Origin of the sequence: Staphylospora marina, from assembly GCF_003856495.1 — a bacterium.
Lineage (GTDB): Bacteria > Bacillota > Bacilli > Thermoactinomycetales > Thermoactinomycetaceae > Staphylospora > Staphylospora marina.
On sequence record NZ_CP034118.1, the window covers coordinates 1947755 to 1969659 of the forward strand.

General features: G+C 57.3%; 20 protein-coding genes and 1 other RNA gene. 3 read left to right on the forward strand and 18 right to left on the reverse strand.

The window, feature by feature from the left end; all coding sequences use genetic code 11:
* Positions 1–5: 5 nt before the first annotated feature.
* Together EG886_RS09645 and alaS are read right to left on the reverse strand one after the other, a co-directional pair.
* Positions 6–254, reverse strand: a complete 249-nt coding sequence (locus EG886_RS09645; RefSeq protein ID WP_124727944.1) for an IreB family regulatory phosphoprotein — start codon at positions 252–254, stop codon at positions 6–8.
* A gap of 196 nt (positions 255–450) precedes the next feature.
* Positions 451–3075 (reverse strand): alanine--tRNA ligase, encoded by a 2625-nt coding sequence (gene alaS / locus EG886_RS09650; protein WP_124727945.1) that lies wholly within the window; start codon positions 3073–3075, stop codon positions 451–453.
* 624 nt (positions 3076–3699) lie between these two features.
* Here alaS and EG886_RS09655 point away from each other — a divergent pair.
* Positions 3700–4419: a RibD family protein gene (locus EG886_RS09655; RefSeq protein ID WP_164491768.1), complete on the forward strand. Its 720-nt coding sequence runs from the start codon at positions 3700–3702 to the stop codon at positions 4417–4419.
* A gap of 19 nt (positions 4420–4438) precedes the next feature.
* Here EG886_RS09655 and EG886_RS09660 read toward each other — a convergent pair whose 3' ends face one another.
* From EG886_RS09660 to EG886_RS09710, 11 genes are all read right to left on the reverse strand, one after another.
* The gene (locus EG886_RS09660) at positions 4439–5515 is read right to left on the reverse strand and encodes an AI-2E family transporter (RefSeq protein ID WP_124727947.1); all 1077 of its coding nucleotides are present in this window, start codon (positions 5513–5515) and stop codon (positions 4439–4441) included.
* A 112-nt stretch (positions 5516–5627) separates the two neighbouring features.
* Positions 5628–5828, reverse strand: a complete 201-nt coding sequence (locus tag EG886_RS09665) for a hypothetical protein (RefSeq protein ID WP_124727948.1) — start codon at positions 5826–5828, stop codon at positions 5628–5630.
* 20 nt (positions 5829–5848) lie between these two features.
* The gene (locus tag EG886_RS09670) at positions 5849–6049 is read right to left on the reverse strand and encodes a hypothetical protein (RefSeq protein WP_124727949.1); all 201 of its coding nucleotides are present in this window, start codon (positions 6047–6049) and stop codon (positions 5849–5851) included.
* 35 nt (positions 6050–6084) lie between these two features.
* Positions 6085–6576: a PRC-barrel domain-containing protein gene (locus tag EG886_RS09675; RefSeq protein ID WP_124727950.1), complete on the reverse strand. Its 492-nt coding sequence runs from the start codon at positions 6574–6576 to the stop codon at positions 6085–6087.
* Positions 6577–6721: 145 nt separating this feature from the next.
* A complete protein-coding gene (murC, locus tag EG886_RS09680) occupies positions 6722–8047 on the reverse strand; it encodes a UDP-N-acetylmuramate--L-alanine ligase (protein ID WP_124727951.1) in 1326 nt (441 codons plus the stop codon).
* Between the two features lie 186 nt (positions 8048–8233).
* Positions 8234–8878 (reverse strand): pentapeptide repeat-containing protein, encoded by a 645-nt coding sequence (locus EG886_RS09685; protein ID WP_164491769.1) that lies wholly within the window; start codon positions 8876–8878, stop codon positions 8234–8236.
* Positions 8879–8910: 32 nt separating this feature from the next.
* Entirely contained in the window at positions 8911–11172 is a 2262-nt protein-coding gene (gene recD2 / locus EG886_RS09690; protein WP_124727953.1) for an SF1B family DNA helicase RecD2, read from the reverse strand.
* 187 nt (positions 11173–11359) lie between these two features.
* Positions 11360–11875, reverse strand: coding sequence for a hypothetical protein (locus EG886_RS09695; protein WP_124727954.1), 516 nt, complete (start codon positions 11873–11875; stop codon positions 11360–11362).
* Between the two features lie 14 nt (positions 11876–11889).
* Entirely contained in the window at positions 11890–13035 is a 1146-nt protein-coding gene (locus EG886_RS09700) for a cysteine desulfurase family protein (RefSeq protein ID WP_338134638.1), read from the reverse strand.
* Between the two features lie 40 nt (positions 13036–13075).
* Positions 13076–13495: a cysteine metabolism transcriptional regulator CymR gene (gene cymR, locus EG886_RS09705; RefSeq protein ID WP_124727955.1), complete on the reverse strand. Its 420-nt coding sequence runs from the start codon at positions 13493–13495 to the stop codon at positions 13076–13078.
* The gene (locus EG886_RS09710) at positions 13389–14129 is read right to left on the reverse strand and encodes a YczE/YyaS/YitT family protein (protein WP_124727956.1); all 741 of its coding nucleotides are present in this window, start codon (positions 14127–14129) and stop codon (positions 13389–13391) included. The genes cymR and EG886_RS09710 overlap by 107 nt, the downstream gene beginning before the upstream one ends.
* 177 nt (positions 14130–14306) lie before the next feature.
* Between EG886_RS09710 and EG886_RS09715 the strand changes: the two genes are divergently transcribed.
* Complete coding sequence (locus EG886_RS09715; protein ID WP_124727957.1) at positions 14307–15626, forward strand: replication-associated recombination protein A; 1320 nt, start codon at positions 14307–14309, stop codon at positions 15624–15626.
* A 158-nt stretch (positions 15627–15784) separates the two neighbouring features.
* On the forward strand, positions 15785–16429 hold the full coding sequence (locus tag EG886_RS09720) for a spore coat protein (protein WP_124728746.1): 645 nt from the start codon (positions 15785–15787) through the stop codon (positions 16427–16429).
* A gap of 129 nt (positions 16430–16558) precedes the next feature.
* On the opposite strand, the gene EG886_RS09725 is transcribed toward EG886_RS09720, so the two are convergent.
* From EG886_RS09725 to hisS, 5 genes are all read right to left on the reverse strand, one after another.
* Positions 16559–17131, reverse strand: coding sequence for a 5' nucleotidase, NT5C type (locus EG886_RS09725; RefSeq protein ID WP_124727958.1), 573 nt, complete (start codon positions 17129–17131; stop codon positions 16559–16561).
* A gap of 101 nt (positions 17132–17232) precedes the next feature.
* Positions 17233–17424: non-coding RNA, 6S RNA (ssrS, locus tag EG886_RS09730), on the reverse strand.
* Positions 17425–17644: 220 nt separating this feature from the next.
* Positions 17645–18574, reverse strand: a complete 930-nt coding sequence (locus tag EG886_RS09735) for a bifunctional helix-turn-helix transcriptional regulator/GNAT family N-acetyltransferase (RefSeq protein WP_124727959.1) — start codon at positions 18572–18574, stop codon at positions 17645–17647.
* Between the two features lie 186 nt (positions 18575–18760).
* The gene (gene aspS, locus EG886_RS09740) at positions 18761–20509 is read right to left on the reverse strand and encodes an aspartate--tRNA ligase (RefSeq protein ID WP_124728747.1); all 1749 of its coding nucleotides are present in this window, start codon (positions 20507–20509) and stop codon (positions 18761–18763) included.
* 54 nt (positions 20510–20563) lie between these two features.
* Positions 20564–21826 carry a histidine--tRNA ligase gene (hisS, locus tag EG886_RS09745; protein WP_124727960.1) on the reverse strand — a complete coding sequence of 421 codons (1263 nt, stop codon included), beginning with the start codon at positions 21824–21826 and terminating at the stop codon, positions 20564–20566.
* Positions 21827–21905 lie beyond the last annotated feature (79 nt).

A 21905-nucleotide genomic window follows, 5' to 3' on the forward strand; every position in this document is an offset into this window, starting at 1 on the left:
CTCTTTCATTTCTTGTTTTCCAGATAGAACGTCACCAATTCTTCGATCAGTTCGTCCCGTTCCAGTTTGCGAATCATGGCACGGGCATTCTTGTGGCGGGGAATGTAGGCGGGATCTCCGGAGATGAGGTAGCCCACGATCTGGTTGATCGGGTTGTAACCCTTCTCCTTCAGTGCCTCGTACACATGAAACAGCACTTCTTTGGCATCATTGTTCTGGTCGCCCTGAAAATTGAACTTCATGGTTTCATCCATGGAAGGCCCCACCTCTCTGATAGGATGACCAGCAAACGGTTCGAAAGACGCGTCATTCCGACGATCCGTTTCCGGAGAGGGACCGAACCGGCCGGGATGCCGGGGAGGTCCCTCTCCCGAATCATATGACCGTCGCGCTGAAATGACTTCTACTTTCTTCTTTCTTTTCCCGAAAATGTCCTTTTTTTGTCATCCTTCAGGAGCGGGATTTCAACAGTTTTTCGACATGTGCCAGCGCCTCGGACAGTTTCTCCGGCCGTTTGCCGCCGGCTTGGGCCATGTCGGGCCGGCCGCCTCCGCCTCCGCCGCAGATGGCCGCCACTTCCTTGATCAGTTTGCCGGCGTGCAATCCTTCCTTGACGAAATTCGGCGACACCGAAGCCACCAGAGAGACTTTGGCTCCTTCCGCAGCCCCGAGGACGATCACGCCTTCGGTCAGTTTTTGCCGCAGATTGTCCACCATCGTGCGAAGCTGGTCCATCCCGGAAGCTTCCACACGGGCCGTCAACACCGGAACCCCGTCGATGTCTTTGACCTGACCGAGCAATTCGCCGACGGCGGATTGGCTCAGTTTGGCCTTCAGGGATTCGTTTTCCCTGGACAGCTCACGGTTTCGCTCCTGCAGCTGGCGGATCCGGAACGTCAGTTCCTGCGGGGACGTTTTCAGGGCATCGGCCGCTTCCTTCAGGAGGCCCAACTGTTCCTCCAGATAAGCAAATGCTTTTCTTCCGGTCACGGCCTCGATCCGCCGGATGCCGGAGCCGATGCCGCTTTCGCTCACCAGCTTGAACAGCCCGATCTCCCCGGTGTTGGAGACGTGGGTGCCGCCGCACAGTTCCAGGCTGTAGTCACCCACCCGGACCACGCGGACGATCTCGCCGTATTTCTCTCCGAAGAGAGCCATCGCCCCCATCGCCTTGGCTTCGGCCAGCGGTTTGTGCATGATTTCGACTGTAGTATTTACCCAAATTTGTTCGTTTACACGACGCTCCACCTCGGCGATTTCTTCGGGGGTCATGGCACCGATGTGGGTGAAGTCGAAGCGCAGCCGGTCCGGAGCCACCAATGAACCCGCCTGGTTGACGTGTTCGCCGAGCACTTCTTTGAGCGCCTTGTGCAACAGGTGGGTGGCCGTGTGGTTCTTGACGATGTCGCGGCGCAATTCCTCGTCGATGGCCGCTTTCACCCGATCCCCCTTGCGAACGGTGCCCGATTCGACCACGATGGTGTGCAGATGCTGGCCGCGCGGACCTTTTTGCACATCTTCCACACGCAGCACGGCTTTGTCGGTGGTGACGGTTCCCTTGTCGGCCACTTGTCCACCGCTTTCCGCGTAGAACGGGGTTTTCTCGAGCACGATCAAGCCTTTTTGGCCTTCGGCCAGAAGATCCACGAAGCGATCTTCGTGAATGATGGCGGCGATCCGGGTTTCCGTTTCCGTCACTGTGTAGCCGACGAATTCACTTTCCACATCCAGTTCGGCCAGCGGTCCTCCCTGCACTTTCATGCTGTCCACTTCTTCCCGCGCGGCACGGGCGCGTTCCCGCTGAGCCTCCATTTCCCGTTCAAACCCGTCGCGATCCACTTCCAGCCCCTGCTCGCGGGCGAAGTCTTCCGTCAGGTCGATCGGGAATCCGTACGTGTCATACAGCTTGAACGCTTCCTCTCCGGTGATGACGGTGCGTCCTTCCGCCTTGCAGGCATCGGCCAGCTCCCCGAGCAGGCGCAGCCCCTCTCCGAGCGTCTCCAGGAACCGCTCTTCCTCGCCGCGGATGACCCGCTCGATGAACTCTTTTTTCTGCACCGGCTCCGGATAGTAGTCCTTCATGATCTCCGCCACCACGCCGGTCAGTTCATACAGGAACGGGCGATCCATGCCCAGTTTGCGTCCGTACCGGACGGCACGGCGAAGCAGGCGGCGCAGCACGTATCCACGACCTTCGTTGGAAGGCAGCACTCCGTCTCCCACGGCGAAGACGATGGTGCGAATGTGGTCGGCGATCACTTTCAGGGCGATGTCCGTTTCGCGGTCTTTGCCGTATTCCACGCCCGCAATGCGGCAAGTGGTGTCGATGATCGGGCGGAACAGGTCGGTGTCGTAGTTGGTCGGCACATTCTGCATGACGGAAGCCATCCGCTCCAGCCCCATTCCGGTGTCGATGTTCTTTTTCGGCAAGGGCGTATAGGTGCCGTCCGGATTGTGGTTGTACTGCGAGAAGACCAGGTTCCAGATTTCCAGATAGCGTTCATTTTCCCCGCCCGGGTACATTTCCGGATCGTTCGGATCGCCGAACTCTTCTCCACGGTCATAGAAAATCTCGGTGTTGGGGCCGCTGGGGCCTTCCCCGATGTCCCAGAAGTTGTCTTCCAGCTTCACGATCCGCTCTTCCGGAATGCCGATCTTTTCCTTCCAGATCTTGCAGGCTTCATCGTCTTCGGGATGGATGGTGACGGACAGGCGATTCGGATCCAGCCCCATCCATTTGGGAGAAGTAAGGAACTCCCAAGCCCATTCAATCGCTTCTTCCTTGAAGTAATCTCCGATCGAGAAGTTGCCCAGCATCTCGAAGAACGTGTGGTGACGGGCCGTGTAGCCCACGTTTTCGATGTCGTTGGTGCGGATCGATTTTTGCGAATTGACGATCCGCGGATTTTCCGGTGTCAAACGACCGTCAAAATACTTTTTCAGCGTCGCCACTCCGGAGTTGATCCAAAGCAAGCTGGGATCATCCACCGGCACGAGGGAAGCGCTCGGCTCCACCTTGTGGCCCTTTTCCACGAAGAAATCCAGGAATTTGCGACGGATTTCACTCGCTTTCATGACGAATGCCTCCTTTGACCGAAAATGCAAAAAGAGCCTTCCCGTCCCAGGTTCTCAAGGGACGGGAAGGCTCCCGCGGTACCACCCTCATTACCGCCGTCATCCCCGGACAAGTCCGACGGTCCGGTGATTCTGACGGTCACTTCGTTTTCGATAACGGCGACATGGTCGCCGGCAGGGATTAGCTGCACTCGGGAACTGGCCGCAATCCGCACCGGATCCGGGAAAGCCTTCCAGCCCAAGGGCTTTCCTCTCTGGCGGGGGTGGGGATGCTCGGTTCCTTCTTCGCGTTGTCCATATCGGGTTTCATCGTTTCCACCCTCCCATTATACAGACTGTCCACAAAAGTTTCAAACCGCCTGGAGGAAAAACTTTCGCCAAAGCGCTCAAAATGGCGTGAAGCAGAGCAAATCCGGCAGCCTGCAGACCGATCCCTGCACAGAAAAAAGGCCGGTTTTGAACCCCTTACGGCCACGGGAAATATCTCCGTTTGTCAATTGACGAAACGGTCTTCGAAGGGTATTGTGAAAATTACCTCTTCAGCTTGCCACCTGACGACACCCCTTCTTCAGAAGGAGAATGTTCACCATTTTCCGGACTTGTCGAACCATGGAGGTGAGGTGCATGAGCCTGCGTGTCGTCACAGCCAACACGATGACCCTCGACGGCCGGATCGCCGCGTCGTCCGTGCCCTCTTGGCAGGATGAGCGATGGCGCCCGATCCTGGAGGCCGGCTTTCAGCTCATCGACTTTGCGGAACTCCACGGCGCATCGGTGATCTTGGAGGGGAGCAACTCCTTTGTGGCCAAGGATGCAGGGGGCATTGATGGTGTCCTTTCAGGGACGGAGAACGAATTTCGTGAGGATTACCTCCCCCGCCATGTCATCCGTCGCTTCAAGCGCTGGATGGCGGTCGTTGACAGCCGTGGACGGGTGGCCTGGGAACATCCCCACCAAGGCGACACCCACGTCCTGGCCCTCGTCAGCCGCAAGACTTCCGCCGGATATCTGGCTTTCTTGCGGGAACGGGAAGTGCCGTACCTTGTTGCGGGAGAGAGCCGGGTGGACCTGGACTTGGCTCTTCGCAAGTTGGGGGAGACGTTCGACACGGATCTCATCGTCAGCACCGCCGGCGGGACCCTCAACGGGGCGCTCTTGCGGGCCGGGCTGGTGAATGAGGTGGACCTTCAGATCCTGCCCATGATATTGGGCAACAAAGAGGCCCCGTCCGTTTTTGAAGGGTACAGCCCGGACTTTGCGACCGCGCCGTACCGGCTGACGCTGCTCGAACAGCAGACGAGGCCGGATGGCTCGATCCTCCTGCGGTTTGCCGCCGGGAAGTGAATGTTGACTGTAACGGTTGCTACGGATTCCGGTGCAAGATCACGTGACGAATCAGATGATCGACCACCACTTTGCCGATCGCAAACAGGGGGACGGCGAGAATCAGGCCCCAGATGCCCCCGATTTCCCCACCCACCAACAGCGCGAAGATGATGAACAGGGGATGCATGTGCAACGTTCGCCCCACGATTTGCGGGGAAATCACGTTCCCCTCCAGCATCTGCACGACCAGATTCACGATCAGGACGCCCAACACCATGCCGGGAGATTGGGTCAGCGCCACCAGCACGGCGGGAATCGCCCCGAAGATGGGGCCCAGATAGGGAATCACGTTGAACACGGCCACCATCAGGGCCAACAGAAGGGCATACGGAACTCCGACGATCAAATACCCGATGTAGGCGAGCAGGCCCACCACCCCGCAAACCAACAGTTGCCCCCTGATGTAGTTGCCGAGTGCCTGGTCCATTTCGCGGACGAGCCGGATGATTCCGCGCCGTCGGTTTTGTGGAACCAGATGAACCAACGATCGTTCGATCACCTTGATGTCCTTCATCATGTAAAAGGCGAGAAAGGGAATGATCAGCACGGTGAGCAGCTGGTTCAACAGTGCGCCCAGCCCGCCCATCATCCGTTCCACCTGTTCGGAAATCCCGGATTCGAGCTTGCGGAGCGCTTCATCGATGCCCGCCTGAACCGAAGGGGGCAGCAATTCTTTCCCGTGATCATTGTACTCCCTGATCATCGTTTGCAATTTGGCATTCCACTCGGGGAGATGTTCGGCCAATTCATTCAGCTGGAGTCCCAGAAGCGGAACCAGGTTCACGATCAGCACGCCGATGCATACGAGAAAGAGCGTGTAGATGAACAACACGGCCAACGAGCGGGACATCCCCCGTTGGTTGAGCAAATTGACCACCGGATTCAAAAGATAAGAGATGATCATGGCAACAAAAAACGGGCCCAGCACAGCCTTCAGGAACTGGAACAACCGGCCGATCCACGGACTCATCTGCAGCAGCAGCCAGAAACTGCCGAGCAGGATCAGGCCGAGGATCGAAAGGTTGAGCATCCTTGGCAGATTCCAGCGCTCCATGCGGGGCACCTCCGAAACAAAGACTTGTTCATAACATACGAAGATCCCGTCCACATTATGAAATCCATGAAAAACCCCGGACCCTCCGAAAAAGGATCCGGGGCGGGCGGCCTCATCTGACGAACATCATCCGACTGAGCAGCCGTTTCCAAAACCATTCGGACATCAGCATCCGGGAAATGCGGCTGCGGTTCATCCAGTCGATCAATCGGCCGATGCTCCACGGACGCCGGTTCCGGACGTTCATCCAGATTCCGGCCGCCAGTGCCAGAAGGCTTCCCAGCACGAGGGTCCTGATCGCTTGATGACGCATGATTTTCCCCCCTTGACGGTTCAGTCCCACATGAGTGGTTGCGGCGGCTCATCCAGAAACAGGTCGTTCAGCGAGGTGAGGCTCCCGTCTTCTTCGACTTGATAGACGGCGGAAATCCGTTCCCCGTCCGTGGTCATTTCAATGAAACAATGCCAGCAGTAAAGCTGGTGGGTCCCCACGATTCCGAGATCGATCGAATGGCAATTGGGACAGCGAAGCATGATTGGTTCTCCCTTCAAACTTGTCCTTTTCCGGATCAGTGGTCCCGAAGGCGGACTCCCTGTTCGGGCGCCACCAGAACATCCTCCCCCCAGACAAGGGGTTCTTCGGACATCAACGATTTGCGCCCTTCACGAAGATCATCGATCCACCCTGAAGACAACTCATACCCTATGAGGGTTCCCACTTCTTCCAGAAAATAGACATCGGAGACGGTGCCGGCATCAATTCCCCCGGACAACAGCACTTTTTTTCCGAGGAGCCTGCGGTCTCCGTTTTCGAGAGAAATCCACGTATCCACCTTGTCATCGACAGGTGCCGCTTCACCGTCCACCATCACGGCATCCCTTCCGATCGCCCGGATGTTGTCTTTGGGGACATATTGACGGGGTCTGAAGATTCCTCCGCCATCCAGAAGCACTCCCCGCAATTGCCGGTTGTCGTCAAACAGGAGGTCCGCCGCCGTTCCGAGCACCTTTCCCGTTGTCGAGATGACCGGCAGACCGATCACATCCCTGGATTTGCGCAAGGAAAATCATCCTCCCCCCGCTAAACGTTAGTATGATCTTGAACGCTCGGGGCATGTGGGGGATTTGTTGGATATGACATATCACGGAAACCAAGAAAAAAAAGCGTCCGGAGCCCTGCGTGCCCGACGCTCGGCAGATCTGTTTTCATTCCACGTTGCGGGTGCGATCTCCGGATTCCAACAGCCAGCGTTGGTATTTCTGAATGTCCCCCGCACCCATGAACAGAATCACGGAATCTTCATACCGGTTCAATTCTCCCACGTTTTCCCGGCTGAGATGTCGTGCTCCGGGCAATCGCTCCAGCAAATCCGTCACGTCCACGGTTCCCGTCGATTCTCTGACGGAACCGAACACGTCGCAGACATGAACCTCGTCCGCTTCCCCGAGCGCCCGTGCGAATCCGTCCAGGAAATGTTCAAGCCGGGAATACGTGTGAGGCTGAAATACGGCCACCAAACGCCGCGACGGATATTTGTCGCGGGCCGCGCGGATCGTGGCGGTCACTTCCGCCGGATGGTGCGCATAGTCATCGATCAGAATGTTGGAATCCAGCGGCGTTTCGACAAATCGCCTCCGTACTCCGGAAAACGTTTTGAGTCGGTCCGCCACCCTTTCCATGTCCAGCTTTTCCAGAACGGCGGTCCCGATGACGGCCAATGCGTTGAGCACGTTGTGGTCGCCGTGCAACGGGATGGCAAACCTGCCGAGGAAGTTCCCCAGGAACGACACATCGAACGACGTGCCATGTTCATCGACCATCACGTGATATGCCCGGAGATCATTGGCAGGCTCCAAGCCGTAAAAGAGCACTTTTCCGGGGAACGAAAGCATCCGCACTCCCGGGTCATCCCCGCATGCGATCACCGCCTGCTTCACCTGCCGGACCATCTGTTGAAAAGCCTGCAAGGTATCATGGAAATCACGGAAATAGTCGGGATGATCAAAATCCACGTTGGTGATGACCGCATAGTCCGGATGATACGCCAGAAAATGACGGCGATATTCGCAACTCTCCAAAATGAACCACTTGTCACCGGTTCGTCCCGAACCCGTTCCGTCTCCGATGATCCGCGCAACCGGTCCCTGTTCTTCAAACACATGGGCCATGAGTCCGGCCGTGGTGGTTTTGCCGTGAGCCCCCGTGACGGAAATGCTGGTGAACGGCCGGATCAGCTCTCCGAGAAACTCGTGATACCGGTAAAAACGAAGTCCCAGCTTCCGACTGAGGGAAATTTCCGGATGTTCGTCCGGCCAGGCGTTGGAGGCAACCACCGTAAATCCCGGATCCAACTTGAGGATGTTCCTCGGATTGAATTCCAGCAGGGGAATGGACAGACTCTCCAGCGGTTTCTGAGTGAAAAACCTCGTTGTCCGGTCAGACCCCTGCACGTAATGGCCCATGCCGTGGAGGACTTGCGCCAGTGCACTCATCCCCGCACCCTTGATCCCGATCAGATGAAATTTGCCCATCAGTCCAGCCCCCGATTTATTGTGGTATCACAAGTCGATCATTCAATATCCGACAATATATCCTTATGCACTTGCATCCATTTTCTGAATGTTGGAAAGAACTCAGGGACAAAAAAACCGGCTCCCGCAGGAGCCGGTCCGTTCATCTTGACCAATCAGGGTGATTTTCCTCAGAACCCTCCGATTTCATTGCCACTCCACCAAGGCCCCGAGGGAAGCGGCAACGGCCACCGCCTGTTCAATGCCCATTCGCGCTCCCCTGAAAACGGCATCCGTCAAGATTGCCTCCGAGAGCGTGGTCCCCCGAAGATCCGCCGATTTCAAAGAAGCATTTTGCAGAACCGCGCGAGTCAGATCGCTCCGGCGCAGATTCGCCCCGTCCAGCCGGCATTCTCCCAAATCGGCCTCTTTCAGGCAAACCTCCGACCAATCCATGCCGGACAAATCCAATCCCCTCAACACGACGAACGACCAGTCGCCGCCTCGAATGACGGAATGCCTCAGAGACGCGGAGGCAAACACGCTCCCGGTCATTTTGCACTCCTCAAACCGGACGGAAAACAGACCCGTGTTCTCAAAACGCCCGTGCAGAAAGGCGCTTTTCTTGTGTTCGGATGCTCCCATCCTGGCATCGGTGAAATCGCAGGAATCGTACACGCTTCCCGCCGTGACGGCTTCGGACAGCTCGGCCCGTTTGAACGAACACCCGACAAATCGACAACGGATGAGCCGGATGCCCGTCAGTTCCCGGTTTGAGAAGTCTTCACCGACAAATTCCTTGTCCGTCCACTCCACGTCACTCACTCCTTGTCCGACAACCCCCCGACCCATCGAAAGCGTGGCCCCCGAAGGATTCGTGCATGTCACCATTCTTCTTCGATCAACAGCTTCAACCGGCTGTTCCGCGTTTCTCCCTGAACCACCCGGATTCCCTCGGCCAACGCCTCTTTTTCCCCGCAGAGGATCAGATACGATTTGCTGCGGGTGACGGCCGTGTAAATCAGATTTCGCGCAAGCATGCGGCGGTATGCATGAAGAACCGGGAACACCACGATGGGGAATTCGGAACCCTGGGACTTGTGAACGGAACAGGCGTACGCGAGGGAGATTTGTCCCAATTGGCTCCGCTTGTAGGGAACTTCCAGACGATCAAACCGTACCCAAAGCACCGGGCGGTCTCCGGTCGCCTCATCATCCACGGAAATGATCACGCCCATGTCTCCGTTGTACACGGGGTGTTCGGTATGGTTCACCAGTTGAAGCACCTTGTCCCCCAACCGGAACACCGATTCTCCCCAGGTGATTTCCTTCTTCTGCGGGTCAGGCGGGTTGAGGGCCTGCTGCAATTCCCGGTTGAAGCGGTCAACTCCGGCCGGCCCCTTGTAGATGGGGGCCAGCACCTGAACGTCAAACAGGGTGTACCCTCTGCGGATCGCGCCGGTTACCGTCTGCAGGATGACCGAAACCGCCTGGTCGCGGTGGCATTCGAAAAAACGACGGTCCGGCTGGGGGTCGGTCAGATCTTCCGGGAGCTTTCCCCGTTTCAGTTCATGAGCCAACCGAATGATCGAAGAACCTTCGGCCTGACGGAAAATTTCGTTCAATTCCACCCTGGGGATGGCTTCCACGGCCAGCAAATGATGAAGCACCTGCCCCGGCCCGACCGAGGGAAGCTGATCCCGGTCCCCCACCAGGATGACCCTCATTCCCGCCGGAACGGCCCGAAACAGCTGATTGGCCAACCAGACGTCGAGCATCGATGCCTCGTCCACGATCAGGAGCTCTCCGGAGAACGGGTTTTGGGAATGATGCTCAAAGCCTTCCCCTTTCCATCCCAACAGGCGATGGATGGTCATGGCCGGAAGCCCGGTTGCCTCCGACATCCGCTTGGCCGCCCGGCCGGTGGGTGCCGCCAACCGGATGGGATACGGCCGGTCCGATCCCTCATAGTCCTTCGGATCGATCGACACTTCGAACAACTTGGAGTACATGCGGCATATGCCTTTGATCACCGTGGTTTTTCCGGTTCCCGGCCCGCCCGTGAGGATCATCAGCGGCGAAGACAGAGCGGTGATCATCGCTTCCCGTTGTCTGTCGGCGTAGGAAACGCCCAATTCTTCTTCGATTTCCCCGATCACTCCGTACAGCTCGCCGACCGAGAACGGGACTTCCATGTCCGACTCCAACAGTTCCTTGGTCCGCTTGGCCAGCCCGTATTCGGCAAAATACAGCGACCGCAGGTAATAGCAATCCTCTTCCTCCACCACGCGGTCTTCATCGATCAGAAGCTGGAGGCAGTCGCTTCGGACGTCTTCATCGAACCATTCTTCCGCGTTGCCTCCCAACAGTTCATTCACCCTCGTGTTGAGTTCATCCCGGCGCAAAAACACATGCCCTTCCGACATGGCCGACTCCTTGAGCACGTACATCACGGCCGCCCGATAGCGTTCCGGCGCATTTTCGGCCATTCCCTGTGCACGGGCGATCTCATCCGCCCGGCGAAAACCGATGCCTTCCACTTCGTCGATCAGTCGGTACGGATTTTCCTTCACGAGATCAATGGTCTCATGTTTGTAAAGCTGAATGATCCGCATGGCGAGTGCGGGACCGATGCCGAATCCGTACAGGAACACCATGGCTTCTTCCAGCGCGTGATTTTCCCGGAGCCGGTCGGCGATTTTCTCCGCTTTCGCCTTGGAGATCCCCTTGATGCGGGTCAGCACGTCCGGATTCCGCGAAATCATGACCAACGCATCGGTTCCGAGGTGATCCACGATCTTTTCCGCCGTTTTTTTGCCCACTCCCTCAAACAGTCCGCCCGACAGATACCGAATGATCGCTTCCCTTGTTTTCGGCGTCTCCCGTTCCACCCGGTGCGCATGAAATTGGCGTCCGAAACGCGGATGTTCCCTCCACTCGCCGTAGCAGACATACATCTCCTCTTCATGCGGCCGGAGCATGTTGCCGACCACGGTGATCTCCGGATCCGCCTCTTCCGATGATTCATTGACGCGCATCAGAAACACGCCGTATCCGTTTTCTTCGTTGTAGAAGATCTCCTGCGAAAACGTTCCTTTGACGAAGCAGTCCCCGAAAAGCTCCAATTGGGTTTGGCTCACCGTCATATCGACCATCCCCGCTTTTCCGTCTTTGAAAAAATGACCTCTTTTGAAGAGGAGAGCTTGTTGACAAAGGCGCACGGGCGCCGGCACTGTTCCCCGGCCGATTTCGCGGCTTGCGCGAAGCCCGTGTGCAGGAAACAGTGGCGGCGGACAAAAAGGGTTGTCAACATCCCCACCTCTTGAGAAGAGGTCATTCTTTCCAACCGGACAAATCTTCTCTCATTTCTCCCAACAATACTTCGGCGGCGCATTGGGCCGAGCAGAAACGACGTTGTTCTCCCCGTGAATCCCAGTGCATCCGCTCGGGATCGCGGGGATTGAACTCATGCTCGCAGCAGTCGCACCGGCTCATTTGCGGGAGCTGACTGAGTCCTCTTTCCAAATGAGCCCGTTTTCCTTCGTCAAGGCCCAGCATTTCCGAGATGTATCGAACGATCGACGGCTTGTCCGAAAAATACAGGGGGTCTTCTTTGGCATAGGCGGTGGGACTCCACCACACCCAACGTCCGTCGGACAAGTGCGTCACATGGAAATCATCCTTGACGGCCAAAGACGCTTCCTCCAGGCGTTCAAAGGAGGGAAAGCCCAACTCCGCGGCAAGGTTGTCCATCAGCGCCCGGTCGATCTCTTCGAGCATTTGCTTCCAATTGATTTGATCCAGCTCTTCTTCCCAGTCTTCCATCTGCTTCCACAAGTTTTCAGCCAACGCATCTCTCTCCTTTATCCGGATTGGCCCACGGTTTGCAAAATCCGTGCGATGAGGGAAGCTGCTTCCTTCATTTGCCCTTCGGTGTTTCCGTATCCGAAACTGAACCTCAGGGAGGAGCGCAGAATCTCTTCCTCCACCCCCATGGCATCAAGGACGTGAGACACCTGAAGCGTGCCGGACGTGCAAGCGGAACCGCTGGAGCAGGCGACTCCTTCCAGGTCCAGATTCATCAGCATCGTTTCCGCGTCCGCTCCCGGAAAGCCCAGGTTCAGGATGTGGGGAAGGAAATGTTCCGGGTTTCCGTTAATGACGAACGGAACATTCAGGCGTCTGAGTTCATTCAGCAGGGTGTTTCGGAGCGCGAGGCAATGCCTGCGATGTTCTTCCCGCTCGATCGTGGCCAGCTCCGCCGCTTTTCCGAAGCCGACGATCCCGGCCACGTTCTCGGTCCCCGGTCGGATTTTCCGTTCCTGTTGACCGCCGAACGCCCGCGGAAAGATCTTGGCCTTCGGGGCAATGTACAGAGCTCCCGCGCCTTTCGGGCCGTTGATCTTGTGGCCGGACACGGTCAACAAATCCACCGGAAGGCCGGAAACATCCAATTCCTCCATTCCCAACGCCTGGACGGCATCCGTATGAAACAGGATGCCTCTTTGGCGGGCCCATTCTCCGATTTCGCGCACCGGCTGCAGCGTGCCGGTTTCGTTGTTTCCGTACATCACGGAGATCAAACCGGTGCGGTCGGTAACCGCCCGTTTCAATTCATCCGGGTCCACCCTGCCCGTCCGGTCCACCGGCAGATAGGTCACGTCAAACCCGATGCGCTCCAAATGTCGACACGCATCCAACACCGCGTGATGCTCGATCCGGGTCGTGATGACGTGATTTTTTCCTTCCCGAAGCCGGGCGGTGGCGCCCCCGACGATTGCCAGGTTGTCGGCTTCCGTTCCGCCGCTCGTGAAATACACCCGGGACGGATCCGCCCCGATGGCTCTCGCCACTTGTTCTCTCGCCCGGTCCAAACCGTTTCTGGCTTCCCTTCCGTATTGATGAATGCTGGAGGGATTTCCGAAAACGCCGTCCAAATAGGGAAGCATCGCTTCCCGGACTTCCGGCCGCAGCGGAGTGGTGGCGGCGTGATCCAGATAGATGGCCATCCAAATCTCACCTTCCGGATGATTGCTCGATTGCAATAAATCAGATGTAGAACATGTAATGGTCATTCTGTCCGTCTCGGGAATAATGGATCAGGCTGGACAACGTCGTGGAGTCCAGTTCTTTCGCGATGGCGTCGCGGATTCGTTTCCACAGGTCTCTCCGCCCCGGATCTTCCTCTTCCGTGAACTCCACCGGGCTGATGGGACCTTCCAAAACGCGGATGATGTCGCCGGCCGTGATTTCATCCGGCGGTTTCGCCAGTTTGTATCCGCCGTATGCCCCCCGGACACTGCGGACCAGGCCGGCATTGCGAAGCGGTGCGATCAGCTGTTCCAGATAATGTTCGGACAAATCATGCCGTTCGGCCACGCTCTTCAGAGGAATCGGTCCCTTCCCGTAATGGGAAGCCAGATCCATCATGATCGTCAGGCCGTACCGTCCCTTTGTCGATATTTTCAAGTCTGTCACCCCGTTTCAGCCAATTCCCCCACACCCGGTCAAACAACCGGATCGATGCTTGCATGAGCGGGCCCGTGAAGACACAAAAAAAGAGGGTTCCGATATGTATGGGCCCACCCAGCAGCCAACCGGCACACAAAACTGTCATTTCCATTATAGTACGAACTCTGCCGATCGACCACCCGCTCAGGCGGGAGAGCTCCAGCGTCAAGCCGTCCCTCGGTCCCGCTCCCACTTTCGGTGCGATGTACATCCCGACCCCCGCGGCAATCAGGAGCAGACCGATGAAAAACAATCCCCAACGCCCGACAAGACTCTCCGGATCCGGCACCAGTTCCATCCACATGATCGCATCGACGAACGGACCGACGAACAGCATGTTGCCCAATGTTCCCCAACGTGGCCACTCCCGGGTGAGCAGGCACGTCAACCCGACGATCAGGATGCCGACGACGGTCATCCAAAAGCCGATGGTCAGCCCCAGCACCATGGACAGACCGATGTGAAGGGTATCCCAAGGGGCCACTCCGAGGTCCGCCTTGACGGTACATACGATTCCCCATGAGAGAATCCACAATCCCGCAAAGAAAAAAACTGCCTGTTTGGCCAAATGAACAGAGGTCTTTCCGTTCATGATTGTCTGTCCTTTCCGATGTTCCGTCAGATTTACTCTTTTCCGGAAAAAGATTTTCCTGTTCCTCTTTGGAAAGTGTACCACAGCTTGGCCGGCTTCGCGCGACATGTTTTCCTGTTATGATATGATGGAGACCGAAATGAAGAATTCTGATCGGGAAAGGATGAACAGGGAACGATGGACCTGTTTGAATACGGCGCCAGCTTGGAACGAAGCCGCCGGGAACCCCTTGCCTCCCGGATGCGCCCCACCCGACTGGACGAAGTGGTGGGTCAACGGCATCTGATCGGCCCGGGAAAACTGCTTCGCCGGATGATCGAAGCTGACCGGCTCACTCCGATGATTCTGCACGGACCGCCCGGAACCGGGAAAACCACGCTGGCCCACGTGATCGCCTCATGCACCAAGGCGCGTTTTGAGCAGCTCAATGCGGTGACGGCCGGCGTTCCCGATCTTCGCCGGGTGATCGCGGAGGCAAAAGAAGCCCTCCATTTATACGGCACCCGGACCGTCCTGTTTGTCGACGAAATCCACCGTTTCAACAAGGCGCAACAAGACGCCCTGCTTCCCCATGTGGAAAACGGGACCGTCATCCTGATCGGCGCCACCACCGAAAATCCGTCATTTGAGGTCAACAAGGCCCTGTTGTCCCGCTCCAGGGTGTTCCGGCTCCAACCCTTGTCCGCGGAAGACCTGCGACTCCTGTTGGAGCGGGCGTTGTCCGACAGGGAAAAAGGATTGGGAGAATGGGACGTTCGCGTGGATGAAGAAGCGATGGACCATTTGGTCCGCGTTTCCGGCGGGGATGCCAGGGTGGCACTTGCCGGCCTCGAACTGGCCGTATTGACCACCTCCCCCGGGCCGGACGGAATCCGGCACATCACCCTGGAAGTGGCCGAACAATCGGCACAAAAGCGGGTGATCCGCTATGACAAGAGCGGGGATCAACACTATGATGCGATTTCCGCCTTCATCAAAAGCATGCGGGGCTCCGATCCCGATGCGGCCGTCTATTGGTTGGCCAAAATGCTTCAGGCCGGGGAAGACCCGCGGTTCATCGCCCGCAGGGTGTTCATCCACGCCGCCGAAGACGTGGGAATGGCCGATCCCCGTGCTTTGTTGATCGCATCCGCCGCAGCTCACGCCGTTGATTTCGTCGGCATGCCGGAGGCACAGATTCCGCTGGCCCAAGCGGTCATCTACATCGCCACCGCTCCGAAAAGCAACTCGGTCGTCAAAGCCATCGGAGAGGCCAACGCCTGCGTGGAGTCGGAAACCACCGGGGAAGTCCCGCCGCACTTGCGGGATGCGCATTATGCCGGAGCCCGGGAAGCGGGGCACGGCAAAGGGTACCTTTACCCTCACGACTTTCCCCGCGGGTGGGTCAACCAAGAGTATCTGCCGGAGGAACATCGGGGCAAACGGTTTTATCACCCGTCGCCGCACGGTTATGAACGGAAACTCACCGAATTCCTTCGCTGGATGAAGGAAGAATAGACCCGCGAATTCAACCCGGCAGCCTTGATGCGCACCCGGAACGCGGGAAACGGATCCGATTCTTTTGTCCCGCCATGGCCCTCGCACATGAAACGCACTTTCGGCGGACATATTAACGAGTGGATGTTCAGTCTCGAAAGGAGTTGTGCGATGTGCCTATGAGAACGCAAGGACAGCCGGAAAACCAAACGCTCAACCCGAATGTTTCCTCCCCGCAACTGAACCACGGGGCGCATGAAATCCACGATGTGCGCGAAGTGCTCACCTGTGCGGTCAACATCGCGGACCAATATTTGATGCTGATCTCCCAAGCTCAGGATCCGGAATTGCGCGACATCCTGACCCGGCAACGCCAATTCATGATTCAGGAATACAACACGCTGGTGGAGTGCTTCCGCACCGGTCAAGATCCTTCCACCCCGACCGGATCTTATGAAATGAAGCAAGGCAACAACGTGGAATACGGGAACGGGCAAATGCAATCCGTGGCTCCGGCCGCTTCGCCGAATGAGATCGACGACCGGAGAATCTCGTCCCAAGCCTTGGGATTGATGAAATCCTCCGCGCTCGCCAAGACGAAAGCCGCCTGCGAAGTGACCAACCCGGTGGTTCGCCGCGTTCTCGCGGACAGCGCGCCCAACTGCGTCGAAATGGCATATGAACTGTTCCTGTACCAAAACAAACGCGGCTATTACCCGGTTCAGCAACTTCCGCAAGATCAAGCCATCCAGTTGCTGAACTCCTTCCAACCGGCATCCGATGCTTCCGTTCCGGGAGCTCCCCAAACCAACCACATGCAATAACGATGAGAAGCCCGTCGAAAGTCGATCGACGGGCTTCCTTTTGAAGCAAAAAAGCGACCTTCGCGGAGAAGTCGCCTGAAAGATCTTCGGTATCACCACGGAACCGAAATATGCGACCGTGGAACCGTCCTAGGTTTTGGCCATTCTCGACTCCAGCAGGTCATACACTTCACGCCAGTCATGAATGCGGGGAAGCGGCCAGGGGATGTCCCGGTTGTAAACGGCGTCGACGACCACCGTGGGAATGCCGTTTCTGTACAGGTTCGCCAGGTGTTCGGGGGCATCTTCGAAAAAGAGTTCCACTCCCGCTTCACGGGCTTTCTTCGCTTTGTCGAACGCATTCATCACCAGGTTTTTCCCGTCGTACGGAAAACCGTGCCGTTTCAGCCAATCCCGGGTCACCCGTTCGACTTTCCCGATCGCGGGTCTGGCGGTGATGAAAAACACTTCATGCCCTTTGGCCACCAGGTCGGAGAGCACTTCCGGCGCATGTGGAAGCGGAACCCCGAGGGAATAAATCTCCGCTTCCAGCTTCCTCCACAATTTGCGACCTTCTTGCCGCGTCAGTCCGTACGCGTTGTCCAGATGAAATTCGGTCACGTCTTCCGCGCGAACGTTTTTTCCGAGCTCTCTGTTGTACACTTCCACCGCGGCCCGATGGGTATCTTTGACCGTACCGTCAATGTCCACACCGAGTCTCATGAGTCATCGCCTTCCCGTTTCCGGTCACCGACCGACCGAAGGTGACCGCATGATTCACCCATTACATTCCCCAACCCGACCGCTCTTTACGCATAAAAAAAAGAAGCCCCGTTATGCCGTGCTCCTCTGGTTTTGAACCTGCTCTCAGCAGGTGGGTGCCCTGCATCCGAATTCACGGGTCCGCCATCCACCGCGTGGATTCGCGCGGCTTCCGCTCCCCCGGATGACCCGGACTCCCGATCAATGGGTGTTGGCTCAAAACTTCAAGGTCGTCACGCACATCGCAGGACTCCTTTGTTAAGCTCATGTTACCAAAAGCAGAAGAGAAGATCAAGCGGAAATATCATTCTCCAGGAAAATGATTCCACAAAAGAATCCGAAAGGAAGTTTCCGGACGGCCGAACCGGCCCGTTTCACGTCAATATCGGCGACAAAATTTATATTTTGTCACGGAAAAGAATATCCCCGGGAACAATCGAGACGATTGGAATGAACCCCCTGGAAGAATCCCCCTCACAAGGTCAATTCCCAGGTTTCACCAACCTCATCCTCGCCGAACATGTGATGGTTCTCCGCATGAACCAATTCAAACCCAAAATTTTTGTAGATCCGGCGGGCATCTTTGAGAACACTGTTCGTCCACAGCACCATTTTCTTGTAGCCCCGTCGCCGCGCGAACCGGATGCATTCCTCCACCAGCCGTCGCCCCAACCCGAAGCCTCGAGCTTCCGGCTCCACAAGCAGCAGGCGGAGTCTCGCCACCTCCTCGGAATCTTTCGTGACGAAGACGGACCCCACGTTTTTCCCGTTCATTTCCGCAATCCAGCAGCGTTCGCGGTCCGGATCGTGATGATTCAAATATTCCGAAACAATCCGGGCCACCAATGCCTCAAACTGTTCATTCCATCCGTATTCCCTCGCGTACAGCACGCCGTGTCGGTGAATCACCCACCCCATGTCCCCCGGCTCGGGTTCTCTCAGCAAGAACGGCTCCGCTCCGCTGAAGCGTCCCCGGCGGACAAACACCTCTTCAATGGTCTTCATCGCTTGCAGAAGGCGCTCATCTTCTCCCGGAGGCAAGCCCTCCAACCACTCGGCCACTTCCTTTCCGGACCGCTTATCCAGGATGGCAAATTCCTTCCGTCCTTCCTCCGTCAGTGAAAGAATGCGTTGCCTGGCATCCGCATCCGACCGGACTTTTTCGATCAGACCTTTTTGTTCAAATCGTTGCAGGATCCGACTGAGATATCCCGGGTCCATGCCCAGTTCACGGGACAGTCCCGTCATGGTCCACTCCCGGTCCTGTGCCAATTCAAACAGGACTCTGGCCTCCGTCAGGGAATACGGACTGTGCAGCAGCCCTTCCTGCAAAACCCCGATCTGGCGGGTGAAAAAACGGTTGAATCGACGAATGGCATTCACTTTCTCTTCCATCGACTTCATCGTTCTCCCTCCTTGCCTCATTTATTTGCCATTATCAAACAATTATTTGCTTCGGTCAAGTTTTTTCGCCCGCACAAAAAACCTCGTCCATGCACATGCATGAACGAGGTTGTCCACAACGTCCTCAGCCGGCTCCGTCCGGCGGCGGGATCGATGATGGAGTTTCGCGATGCGCTCATTCACCGGTCAGGTGTTCACCTTTTCATCCACCTGAAGCCTCAGCTCCCGGAGCTGCGCTTCGTCCACCGGAGACGGCGCTTCCGTCATCAGGCAGGTGGCGCTGTTGGTTTTGGGGAAGGCGATCACGTCCCGCAAATTGCCCCGGCGCGCCAGCAACATGACCAGCCGGTCCAGCCCGAACGCGATGCCTCCGTGAGGCGGCGCACCGTATTCGAACGCTTCAAGCAGGAATCCGAATTTTTCACGCGCTTCTTCCATCGAAATGCCCAAGACGGCAAACATGCGCTCCTGGATTTCCCGTTTGTGGATCCGTCGGCTTCCGCCCCCCAGTTCGTACCCGTTCAGCACCAGGTCATAGGCCACGGCACGCACCTTGCCCGGATCGGTTTCCAATAGGGGCAGATCCTCATCCATCGGGCTGGTGAAGGGGTGGTGCTTGGCATACCAGCGTCCGTCTTCCGGAGAGTATTCCAAAAGCGGGAATTCGGTCACCCACAGGAATTCAAACTTCGATTCATCGATCAGGTTGAGGGCTTTCGCAATCCGCACCCGCAGTTCTCCCAGAACTTCCGCCGCGACATCCGGCCCGTCGGCGATGAAGAACAGCAGGTCCCCCTCTTCCGCTTCGGTTTTCACGCGAATGGCCTCGATGTCCGTCGGGTCCATCGCCTTGGCGATCGATCCTTTCACTTCTCCGTCCTTGAAGGCGAGCCAGGCGAGACCTTTGGCTCCCAGGTGTTGGGCGACTTTGGTCCAGTTGTCGATCTCTTTGCGGCTCCACCCCGCGCATCCTTTCACGTTGATCGCCTTCACCCGGCCGCCGGACGCAATGGTGGAAGCAAACACCTTGAAAGAGGTGTCCTTGAGGGCCTCCGACAGATCCATCAGTTCCATGCCGAACCGGAGATCCGGCTTGTCGGATCCGTAGCGCTCCATCGCTTCCCGGTACGTCATCCGGCGGAAGGGGACCGGGATCTCCACGCCGATCGCTTCCCGGAACAGCCGGGCCATCATCTCTTCCATCATGCCCATGAATGCTTCGGTATCCATGAACGAAACCTCAATGTCCACCTGGGTGAACTCCGGCTGCCGGTCCGCCCGGAGGTCCTCATCCCGGAAACAGCGAACGATCTGGAAGTAGCGTTCGATACCGGAAACCATCAACAGCTGCTTGAACAGCTGGGGAGATTGCGGCAACGCATAAAAGGATCCGGGATGCACCCGGCTCGGCACCAGATAGTCCCGGGCGCCTTCCGGCGTGCTGCGGGTGAGCATCGGTGTCTCCACTTCCAGAAATCCGCGTTCGTCGAGGAACCGACGGATGATTTGCGACGCCTGGTGTCGGATCTTGAGCGCCTCCTGCATCCGCGGCCGGCGAAGATCCAGGTAGCGGTGTTTGAGCCGGATCGATTCATCCACATCCACGTTGTCCTGGATGGGGAAGAGCGGGGTCTTGGCCGGGTTGAACACCTCCAACCTTTCGCAGACGATCTCGATGTGACCGGTCTTCATGTTCGGGTTCACGTTTTCCGGCGCCCGGCGCTGCACTTTTCCGAAGACGGACAACACGTATTCGTTGCGCACCTGCTTCGCCGATTCGAATAATTCCGTGGAAAGTTCCGGGATGACCACAACCTGGATCCGTCCCGTCCGGTCACGGAGATCGATGAAAACGTGTTTTTTCTGATCCCGTATATGCTGCACCCAACCGTTCAGGACAACGTCGGTTCCTTCCGGGAGTCCGATGCAATCCATAATGCAATGTGTGCGTAACAGCTCCTTCACGAAACTTCCCTCCTGCCGATTGACTCAGACCTGTTCTTTCAGCCACTCGACGAGCCGGTCGAGAGAAATCGTTTCCTGCCGGCCGTCCGTCTGATTTTTCACGTTGATTTGACCGTTTTTCCATTCTTCGTCTCCGAGGATCGCCACAAAGCGGGCCCCGAGGCGCTCGGCTTGTTTGAACTGGGCTTTCAGCTTGCGGCCCATGTAATCCCGTTCGGCCATCAACCCGGCGGCCCGGAGATCTTCCAGGATTCGCACCCCTGCCCGGTCCGCCTCTTCTCCCAGCGTGACGAGCCAGCAATCGACCGCGGCATCCCCGGGCACGCCGACCCCCTGTTCTTCCAGGGCGAGCAGCACCCGCTCCACGCCGATGCCAAAGCCGATTCCCGGCATGTCGGGGCCGCCGATTTCGGCCACCAGACGGTTGTATCGTCCGCCTCCGCCGATCGAACCGGCCTGCGAACCCTTCGACTCCACCGTGTATTCAAACGCGGTGAACGTGTAGTAATCCAACCCGCGAACCAGCCGGTCGTTCAGTTCAAACGGAATGTCCAGCAAGGTGAGCGCGTCTTTCACCCGGTCGAAGTGGCGCTTCGCCTCCTCGCTGAGGAAATCCAGGATGGACGGCGCCCCGGCGGAAATTTCTTTGGTGCGCGGGTCCTTGCTGTCGAGAATGCGCATCGGATTTTTGTACAGACGCCCTCTCGCTTCTTCGGCCAGTTCGTCTTTGTAAGGCTCGAAGTATTCGATCAGCTTTTCGAAGTAGCGCGCCCGCGACTCCGGATCGCCCACGCTGTTCAGTTGAACCGTCACTCCCCGGAGGCCGGCTTCGCGGAAAAACCGCATGCCCAGTGCGATCACTTCCGCATCCAGGTACGGATCCACGCTGCCGAACGCCTCCACTCCGAACTGGTGGAACTGCCGGTTCCGCCCCGCCTGGGGACGCTCATAACGGAACATCGGGCCCATGTAATACCACTTGGTCGGCTGGGGCTCCGCGTACCATTTGTTTTCCACGAACGCCCTCACGACCCCGGCCGTTCCTTCCGGACGAAGGGTCAGGTCCCGGCCTTTTCTGTCCTGGAACGAATACATTTCTTTTTCGACGATGTCCGTCGTCTCACCGACTCCCCTTCGAAACAGTTCGGTATGTTCAAACACGGGCGTGCGAACTTCCCGGTATCCGTAGAGTCGGCACCATTCCCGGAATTTCGCTTCAACCCATTGCCACTTCTCGCTCACGCCCGGAAGCAGATCCTGGGTTCCCCGCGGAATTTTGTAAGCCATCCTTCCATTCAACCTCCCGAAAAAAATGAAAATCTCCCGCCACTGACCTGTTTGTCAGGGACGAGAGATTGGTTGCCTG

What these genes read in the sequence shown, in the direction of transcription:
- EG886_RS09645 (WP_124727944.1), bottom strand. Translation starts at nt 254, where the DNA reads ATGGATGAAACCATGAAGTTCAATTTTCAGGGCGACCAGAACAATGAT.
- alaS (WP_124727945.1), bottom strand. Translation starts at nt 3,075, where the DNA reads ATGAAAGCGAGTGAAATCCGTCGCAAATTCCTGGATTTCTTCGTGGAA.
- EG886_RS09655 (WP_164491768.1), top strand. Translation starts at nt 3,700, where the DNA reads ATGAGCCTGCGTGTCGTCACAGCCAACACGATGACCCTCGACGGCCGG.
- EG886_RS09660 (WP_124727947.1), bottom strand. Translation starts at nt 5,515, where the DNA reads ATGGAGCGCTGGAATCTGCCAAGGATGCTCAACCTTTCGATCCTCGGC.
- EG886_RS09665 (WP_124727948.1), bottom strand. Translation starts at nt 5,828, where the DNA reads ATGCGTCATCAAGCGATCAGGACCCTCGTGCTGGGAAGCCTTCTGGCA.
- EG886_RS09670 (WP_124727949.1), bottom strand. Translation starts at nt 6,049, where the DNA reads ATGCTTCGCTGTCCCAATTGCCATTCGATCGATCTCGGAATCGTGGGG.
- murC (WP_124727951.1), bottom strand. Translation starts at nt 8,047, where the DNA reads ATGGGCAAATTTCATCTGATCGGGATCAAGGGTGCGGGGATGAGTGCA.
- EG886_RS09685 (WP_164491769.1), bottom strand. Translation starts at nt 8,878, where the DNA reads ATGGGTCGGGGGGTTGTCGGACAAGGAGTGAGTGACGTGGAGTGGACG.
- recD2 (WP_124727953.1), bottom strand. Translation starts at nt 11,172, where the DNA reads ATGACGGTGAGCCAAACCCAATTGGAGCTTTTCGGGGACTGCTTCGTC.
- EG886_RS09700 (WP_338134638.1), bottom strand. Translation starts at nt 13,035, where the DNA reads ATGGCCATCTATCTGGATCACGCCGCCACCACTCCGCTGCGGCCGGAA.
- EG886_RS09710 (WP_124727956.1), bottom strand. Translation starts at nt 14,129, where the DNA reads ATGAACGGAAAGACCTCTGTTCATTTGGCCAAACAGGCAGTTTTTTTC.
- EG886_RS09715 (WP_124727957.1), top strand. Translation starts at nt 14,307, where the DNA reads ATGGACCTGTTTGAATACGGCGCCAGCTTGGAACGAAGCCGCCGGGAA.
- EG886_RS09720 (WP_124728746.1), top strand. Translation starts at nt 15,785, where the DNA reads ATGAGAACGCAAGGACAGCCGGAAAACCAAACGCTCAACCCGAATGTT.
- EG886_RS09725 (WP_124727958.1), bottom strand. Translation starts at nt 17,131, where the DNA reads ATGAGACTCGGTGTGGACATTGACGGTACGGTCAAAGATACCCATCGG.
- EG886_RS09735 (WP_124727959.1), bottom strand. Translation starts at nt 18,574, where the DNA reads ATGAAGTCGATGGAAGAGAAAGTGAATGCCATTCGTCGATTCAACCGT.
- aspS (WP_124728747.1), bottom strand. Translation starts at nt 20,509, where the DNA reads ATGGATTGCATCGGACTCCCGGAAGGAACCGACGTTGTCCTGAACGGT.
- hisS (WP_124727960.1), bottom strand. Translation starts at nt 21,826, where the DNA reads ATGGCTTACAAAATTCCGCGGGGAACCCAGGATCTGCTTCCGGGCGTG.